The organism is Hyalangium sp., assembly GCF_045802625.1.
In the GTDB taxonomy this organism is placed as follows: domain Bacteria; phylum Myxococcota; class Myxococcia; order Myxococcales; family Myxococcaceae; genus Hyalangium.
Genome location: NZ_JBJMQP010000048.1, coordinates 128,094 through 134,470, shown reverse-complemented (window position 1 = coordinate 134,470; position 6,377 = coordinate 128,094). Strand labels below are relative to the sequence as shown.

Annotated in this window: 6 protein-coding genes; 3 read left to right on the top strand and 3 right to left on the bottom strand. The window is 68.4% G+C overall.

Features of this window, described 5'->3' with window-relative positions; all coding sequences use genetic code 11:
* The 3 genes from ACJ8AT_RS09225 to ACJ8AT_RS09215 all read right to left on the bottom strand — a co-directional run.
* Nucleotides 1-612 (bottom strand): hypothetical protein (locus ACJ8AT_RS09225; RefSeq protein WP_407737278.1); only part of this gene is annotated, 612 nt, incomplete at its 3' end.
* A gap of 264 nt (nt 613-876) precedes the next feature.
* Nucleotides 877-2,532, bottom strand: a complete 1,656-nt coding sequence (locus ACJ8AT_RS09220) for a GMC family oxidoreductase (protein ID WP_407737277.1) — start codon at nt 2,530-2,532, stop codon at nt 877-879.
* A complete protein-coding gene (locus ACJ8AT_RS09215) occupies nt 2,529-3,182 on the bottom strand; it encodes a gluconate 2-dehydrogenase subunit 3 family protein (RefSeq protein WP_407737276.1) in 654 nt (217 codons plus the stop codon). Before ACJ8AT_RS09215 ends, ACJ8AT_RS09220 begins: the two co-directional genes overlap by 4 nt.
* A 101-nt stretch (nt 3,183-3,283) precedes the next feature.
* On the opposite strand from ACJ8AT_RS09215, the gene ACJ8AT_RS09210 reads away from it, so the two are divergent.
* The 3 genes from ACJ8AT_RS09210 to ACJ8AT_RS09200 are packed head-to-tail and all read left to right on the top strand — an operon-like array spanning nt 3,284 to nt 6,348.
* Complete coding sequence (locus ACJ8AT_RS09210) at nt 3,284-4,585, top strand: hypothetical protein (RefSeq protein ID WP_407737275.1); 1,302 nt, start codon at nt 3,284-3,286, stop codon at nt 4,583-4,585.
* Nucleotides 4,582-5,115, top strand: coding sequence for a hypothetical protein (locus ACJ8AT_RS09205; RefSeq protein ID WP_407737274.1), 534 nt, complete (start codon nt 4,582-4,584; stop codon nt 5,113-5,115). The genes ACJ8AT_RS09210 and ACJ8AT_RS09205 overlap by 4 nt, the downstream gene beginning before the upstream one ends.
* Nucleotides 5,116-5,139: 24 nt before the next feature.
* Nucleotides 5,140-6,348, top strand: a complete 1,209-nt coding sequence (locus ACJ8AT_RS09200; protein WP_407737273.1) for a cytochrome P450 — start codon at nt 5,140-5,142, stop codon at nt 6,346-6,348.
* Nucleotides 6,349-6,377: the final 29 nt, after the last annotated feature.

Here is a 6,377-nt window from a genome sequence, read left to right as displayed (position 1 = left end):
GTCCGCACCGTCCGCACCATCGGCGGACTGAGCGCCGTCAGCGCCACCCGCGGAGCCCGCGCCACCGGCGGACTGAGCGCCGTCGGCGCCGCCAGCGGCGTCAGCACCACCCGCGGAGCCCGCGCCACCGGCGGACTGAGCGCCGTCCGCGCCACCCGCGCCACCGCTGCCGCCCGTGGACTTGGAGGCGTCCGTGCCGCCCGCGCTCTTCGTGCCGTCCTGGGTCTCGTTCTTCTTGCCGAGCAGCTGCTCAAGCGTCTGGACGAACTGCTTCAGGCCGTCCACCAGCTTCTTGATGCTGTCCTCAGAGGTGGCCTTGCTGTCCTTGCCATCGGCCTTGTCGGCCTTGTCCGCGCCGCCCGCCTTGTCCGCGCCGTGGCCCTTGTGCGCGTGGTGACCCTTGTGCGCGCCGTGAGCGCCCTTCGCGCCGTCAAAGCCGCTCTGGCCCAGCAGCGCCTTGAAGAGGGGGTTGTTGCCCAGCTGCTGGAGCGCGCTCTGGAGATCCTTCAGCGCGTTCTGGGCATCACCGCCCACCGCAGGGGTAGAAGAGGTCTTGGTCTCAGTGCTGACAGGACGGAAGGAAGGCGAGTTCTTGATGGAGCCGATCGACATGGAATTCTCCGGGGCAGAAATGAATGGGGTGGTTTCAGGGGGAGGAAGAGGCAACCACCGCTCTTATTTCTCGTACACAGGGGGATGTTGGTTGCTTCTTACCTACATTTTAATCTTTGAGGGTCCAAGAAGCTCCGTGATCCCAGGGACTTGGTCCAAGGATCCCGATCAGAAAATGAGGCCGTAATTCCCGTCAGCGGGGGGAAAATCGCCGGGAAAATCCCAGGGCTTCATGGATCAGCCAGGGGGTGTGGGGCGGGAGATTCAGCCCTTCTTGAGCTTTCGGATGAGGTTGGATGCCACGCGGAAGCTGTTGGCGGCGATGGTGAGCGTGGAGGGCACGCTGCCGGCACTGGGCATGAAGCTGCCGTCCACCACGTAGAGGTTGGGCACCTCGTGGGCGCGGCAGTCCTTGTCCAGCACGGAGGTGGAAGGATCCGTGCCGAAGCGGCAGGTGCCGTGCTGGAGGATGGTGGTCTCCCCGGCGATGCCCACCCGCTGCAAGTCATCCGGATCCAACCGCGCCAGCACCTCCTCGCCGCGCTCCACGAGGAAGCGCGTGGCGGCGAAGTCCATGGGGTGCCTGTCCACGGTGATGGCGGCCACGGGGATGCCGTACTTGTCCTTCACGCCCGGCTCCACCGTGACATACGTGCCCGAGGTGGCGAGGAACTCGCCGTACACCTCGAACTGGAGGATGCGCGAGTCCCGGTAAGCCCGCATCCGGTCCTTGAGCGCCTTGCCGAACACGCCGTCCTTGCCGGTGCCCGCCAGGCCCACCGCGGCGAAGATGGGGTTGGGGTGCGTCCACATGAAGCCCAGGGTGCCGCCCTTGCGGAAGCCGAAGCGCTCATCCGGCATCAGGTAGAAGTCCTGGAGGCTGCGGTTGACGAAGGGGGCAGGCTCGGCGAGCCACGGGCGCGAGGCTTTCTGCTTGGAGAGCCGGAAGGTGGCGCGCGCCTCGCCGAAGGAGCTGAACATGAGGTTCTTGCCCACCAGCCCGCTGCCGTTGGCCAGGCCCTTGGGGAAGCGCGAGGAGGTGGAGTTGAGCAGCAGCCGCGCGCTCTCCACCGAGGTGCAGGAGACCACCACCAGCTTCGCCGGCTGCTCCTGCTCCACGCCGTCCGCGTCCAGGTAGACGACGCTCTTGGCGCGGCCCTCCTTGTCCACCTCGATGGTGCGCGCCATGCACTTGGGGCGCAGCTCCACGTTGCCGGTGGCCAGCGCGGCGGGGATGAGGTTGGCGTTGGTGCCGCTCTTGGCGCCCATCTCGCAGCCGTAGCTGCCGCACAGCGCGCAGTACACGCAGGCCGAGCGCCCCTTGTACGGCTTGCTGATGATGCCGCGCGCGGTGCTGAGCGGGTGCCACTTCAGCTCTTGGCACACCCGATCAATCTCGTGGGCGATGGGGTGCACGTCCAGCGCGGGCAGGGGGTAGGGGCCGCTGCGGGGCTCGGCGAAGGGGTGGGAGCGGAACTCGCCGGACACACCCAGCTCCGCCTCGGCCTTGTCATAGAAGGGGGCGAACTCCTCGTAGGAGATGGGCCAGTCCGCCAGGTTGGCGCCTTTGAGCTCGCCCAGGGTGGAGCGCAGGCGGAAGTCCATGGGCTTGAGCCGGTAGAAGTAGCCGCTCATGTGGACGGTGCCGCCGCCCACGCAGTTGGCTGTCCACGCCGAGTTGGAGCGCTCGTAGCGCGCGGTGGGGCTCTTGCGCCACAGGTGGGGCTCCTCCCACGGCAGCGGCATGAAGAAGTTGCGGCGGCTGTTGAGGATCTCGTCGTGGACGAAGTCCTTGGGGTGGTAGTGCGCGCCCTTCTCCAGCACCACCACCTTGAAGCCCGCGCGGCCCAGCTCCAGCGCCATGGGCGCTCCGCCCGCGCCGCTGCCGATGATGCAGATGTCCACCGGCTCCTTCGTCATCGGTGGTCCCCGCACTCGCGCAGGCACTTGGGCCCGTCGTAGCCCTGAGGCGGAGCCATGGCCACCGTACCCACCGTGTCGAACCCCACCAGGTGCCAGCCCACCTTGCCTTGGTTGCCGCCGTACGAGGGATCTCCCAGGAAGCCCTCCAGTGTGAGCACCACCAGCAGCTCGTAGAAGTGCGCCTCGCCGGTGCCGTCTCCGCTGTCCTTGAAGATGGTGAGCAGCTCATCCTGCTGCTCGGGCGTGGCCTCGGCGAACCCCTTCTTGAACATGCTCCGCGCCCGGCGCTCCAGCGCGGACAGCCCCTGAAGGAAGTCCGTCTTCATCTGCTTCATCTCCGGAGTCTGGAGGATCCGGTCGATGTAGGCAGGCACGTTCGCGTCCTTGGCGCCGGGATCCTCGTCACGCGGGAGGATGCGCTCGCACGCTGCAGCCATGGTGGTGAACTCCAGCCCGGTGAAAGTGCCGTGGGGGGAATCCCCCACTGGAGGCGCCTCCGCCGGTTTGGCCTCCGGCTTGGCCTCTTCCTCCGGGGACTTCTTGCAGGCGAAGGAGCCCAGCAGCACCACTCCGCCACCAAAGAAGGTCAGTCGCTGGATGAAGGAGCGCCGGGTGAGGCGCCCGGGGGAGGAACGCTTGCGAGCCATAGGAGCGTAAGCCTAGGGCGAGCGCGCGCCTTTGCAAAACGGCAGAGGGTGGGCTGGCATAGGATGGGCGCTTCAGGGGCCGACACCGAAGAGGAGAAGTTATGAGACGCCAAGGCTTGGCACTGTGCCTGATGCTCGCACTCGCGGCTTGCAAGGGAGGAGGGGGCGAGACCACCCCCGATGCGGGTCCCACACCGGATCCGAACGATAACTCCAACTTCACGCGGCTCACGCTCGAGCCTACGGGCACGGACCTGCTGCCTCTGTCGCTCGCCGTGGGACCGAATGACGTGGTGGGGGTGGCCTACTTCTTCCGCGTCAACACCACCGACTACGAGATCCGCTACATCGAGGTGAACGGCGGCCAGGTCTCCCCGCCGGAGAAGGTGGCCACGGTGCAGCGCGTGTACGGGCTGTCGCTGGCGTATGACTCGAGCGGCAAGCCCGCGGTGGCGTTCCTGGGCGGCGGCAGCGATCAGTCCGTGTACTGGCTGCAGAGCGATACGGCGGTGGCCTTCCGCAGCGCGCCCAACCAGTGGACGACCAGCATCGCGGTGACGAAGGGCGACCAGGCCGTGGCGGGCAACGCGGTGAGCGACCGGGGCCTGCTGGTGGGCCTCAACCCCGCGCTCGTCTTCAACGGCACGCAGGCCTTCGTGGCGTACCGCGATGGGCATGATGGCCAGTTCCCGCAGCAGGACTGGGCCGGCAGCGATCTGGAGATCGCCATTGGAAGGCCTGGGAGCTGGACGCCGCAGGTGGTGGCGGCGGGCGGCAACAACAAGCAGGCGTACGGGGGCCACATCTCCATGGTGATGGCCAACGGGCAGCCGGCGCTGGTGAATGATCAGGTGTTCGGCAGCGCGGATGGCACTGGCGCCAACGTGCTCTTCCAGCGGCGCAACACGGACGGCTCGTGGACGCCGCCCTTCCAGGTGCAGACGGTGTCCAACACCCAGTCGGGCGCCTCGCTGGCGTGGGACGCGACGCTGGGCTACGGCATTGCCGTGCTGGAGCGCTCCGTCAGCCGCCTCACCTTCACCGAGTGCAAGGGTACCTCGGCGACGAAGTGCACCGTGGCCGCGGACTGGACGACGCCGGACCCCGTGTTCGAGGCTGGCACGGGCGGGTGGTACCCGTCGCTCGCCATCGATCCGATGACGCATGATCCGTCCATCGCCTTTTACATCTGCTCCAACGCGGCGAGCGCCAACGAGGGCAGCTGCAGCCCGAACGATGACGAGCTGCGCGTCACCACCCGGATTGAGGGCAACTGGCGGGAGCAGCTGGTGGACGCGGACGGCGGTTGGCAGCCGAAGCTGGCGTTCTTGTCCTCGGGCCACCGGGTGATTGCGTACCGGGCGCCGGGCAACGGTGTCCTCAAGCTCGCGGTGGAGAGATGAGCCAGGGGGGCCAGGTGCTGAGGAGGCTGAGGCTCCCGGGGCTGCTGGTGGGATGGGGGCTGCTGGGGTGCGGCGGCTCTAACTCGCTGTCGGGCAGCGTGGACGAGCTGTTCTCGCTGGAGGTGTCTCGGGTGGAGGTGCTGCGCAACGCCGAGGCGCTCCAGGTGAGCTACTACCGCAACAACGGCCTGGACGTGGACCTGGTGGCGCGCCTCTCGGTGGCCACCGAGGGGCTCGAGCTGAAGCCCGGCGTGAAGGTGAACCTGGCGGGCCAGACGCCTTCCGGCGTGGATCGCGCAACGGTGGTGCACCTGGCGGCCGGCGAGCCGGCGCGCGTCTTCGCCCCCGTGGACAAGGGAGATCTCCAGATTGGCGAGGGGGGAGGCGTGGATCAGCCCACGCGAGGAGACTTCTCGCTCTCGTTCCAGCGGGGGGAGGCGTACGGGGCGGGGCGCAGCCTGCAGGGCCGGTTCTCCACCCAGGCTGCCCTGGATGCGGGCTTCGGTCCCGAGCCGATTCCGCTGCCTTGAAGCGAAGGGGTGGGGGCCCCGCTCATGAGTCAACAGCCGAATCTGCTGTCTCCCGAAGTCCGCGCCAACCCGTATCCGCTGTATGCGCGGCTGCGGCGGGAGGCCCCTGTCTGTCAGGTGGAGCCTCGGGGGTTGTGGCTGCTGACCCGGCAGGAGGAGGTGCTCTACGCCTTCAAGCACCCTGAGCTCTTCTCCTCCTCGGGGTTGGCGCGGGCGATGGAGGCGGCCTGGATGGGGAAGGCCCACCCGCTCGCCTCCGCCATGTCCTTCGCGGATCCGCCGCGCCACGGGCGGCTGCGCGGGCTGGTGCAGCAGGCCTTCACGTCCACGGCGCTGGCTCGGCTGGAGCCGTTCATCCGCTCGGTGGCGGAGCCGCTGGCGGCGGATCTGGCCGAGCGGCGCCAGGCGGACTTCATCCCGACGTTTGCCCTGCCGCTGGCTTCCAGTGTCGTTGGCCACCTGCTGGGGCTGGACACGTTCCTGTTCCGGAAGGTGAAGCGGTGGGCGGAGGACGTGACGGGGATCGGCGCCGTGTTACCGAGCGACATGGAGCGCCAGGCGCAGGTGCGCGGCTCGATGGAGGAGCTGACGGCGTACCTGGAGGAGGCCATCGACGCGCGCCGCTACCGGCCCCAGGAGGACGTGGTGAGCGCGCTGCTCGAGGCCCGGCTGGAGGGGGAGGCGCTCACGCAGCAAGAGCTGCTCGGCTTCCTCTTCCTGCTGCTGGTGGCGGGGCTGGAGACGACAGTGCTCCTGCTGGGAAATGCGATGCGGCTGCTGAGAGAGCTGCCGGAGGTGCTCGCCCGGGTGCGCAGCGCTCCCGAGCGGCTGCCTCGCTTCATCGAGGAGGTGCTGCGGTACGAGCCTCCGGTGCAAGGCGCGATGCGGGTGACCACCATGGAGGTGGAGCTGGCAGGCGTGCGAATCCCGGCGGGAGCGCTGGTGATGCCCGTGGTGGCCTCGGCGTTGAGGGACGAGCGTCATGTTGCGGACGGGGAGCGCTTCGACATGGATCGCCAAGGGCCGAGCCACATGGCCTTTGGCCACGGCATCCACTTCTGTCTGGGGGCTCCCCTGGCGCGGCTCGTGGTGCGCGTGGGGCTCGAGGGGCTCCTTCCTCATTGTGGACGGCTGGGGGGGGCGCCGGAGCAGGTGGTGTGGAGCAGAGCACTCGCGATGCGAGGGCCGGCGTCGCTCCCCATTGAGGTGTTGCCCGCCCACCAGCTTCCATGAGCTGGGGCGCCCGGCTAGCGCGGGCCTGT

Excerpts from the sequence above, each read along its gene's own strand:
- ACJ8AT_RS09220 (WP_407737277.1), bottom strand. The coding sequence starts at position 2,532 with ATGACGAAGGAGCCGGTGGACATCTGCATCATCGGCAGCGGCGCGGGC.
- ACJ8AT_RS09215 (WP_407737276.1), bottom strand. The coding sequence starts at position 3,182 with ATGGCTCGCAAGCGTTCCTCCCCCGGGCGCCTCACCCGGCGCTCCTTC.
- ACJ8AT_RS09210 (WP_407737275.1), top strand. The coding sequence starts at position 3,284 with ATGAGACGCCAAGGCTTGGCACTGTGCCTGATGCTCGCACTCGCGGCT.
- ACJ8AT_RS09205 (WP_407737274.1), top strand. The coding sequence starts at position 4,582 with ATGAGCCAGGGGGGCCAGGTGCTGAGGAGGCTGAGGCTCCCGGGGCTG.
- ACJ8AT_RS09200 (WP_407737273.1), top strand. The coding sequence starts at position 5,140 with ATGAGTCAACAGCCGAATCTGCTGTCTCCCGAAGTCCGCGCCAACCCG.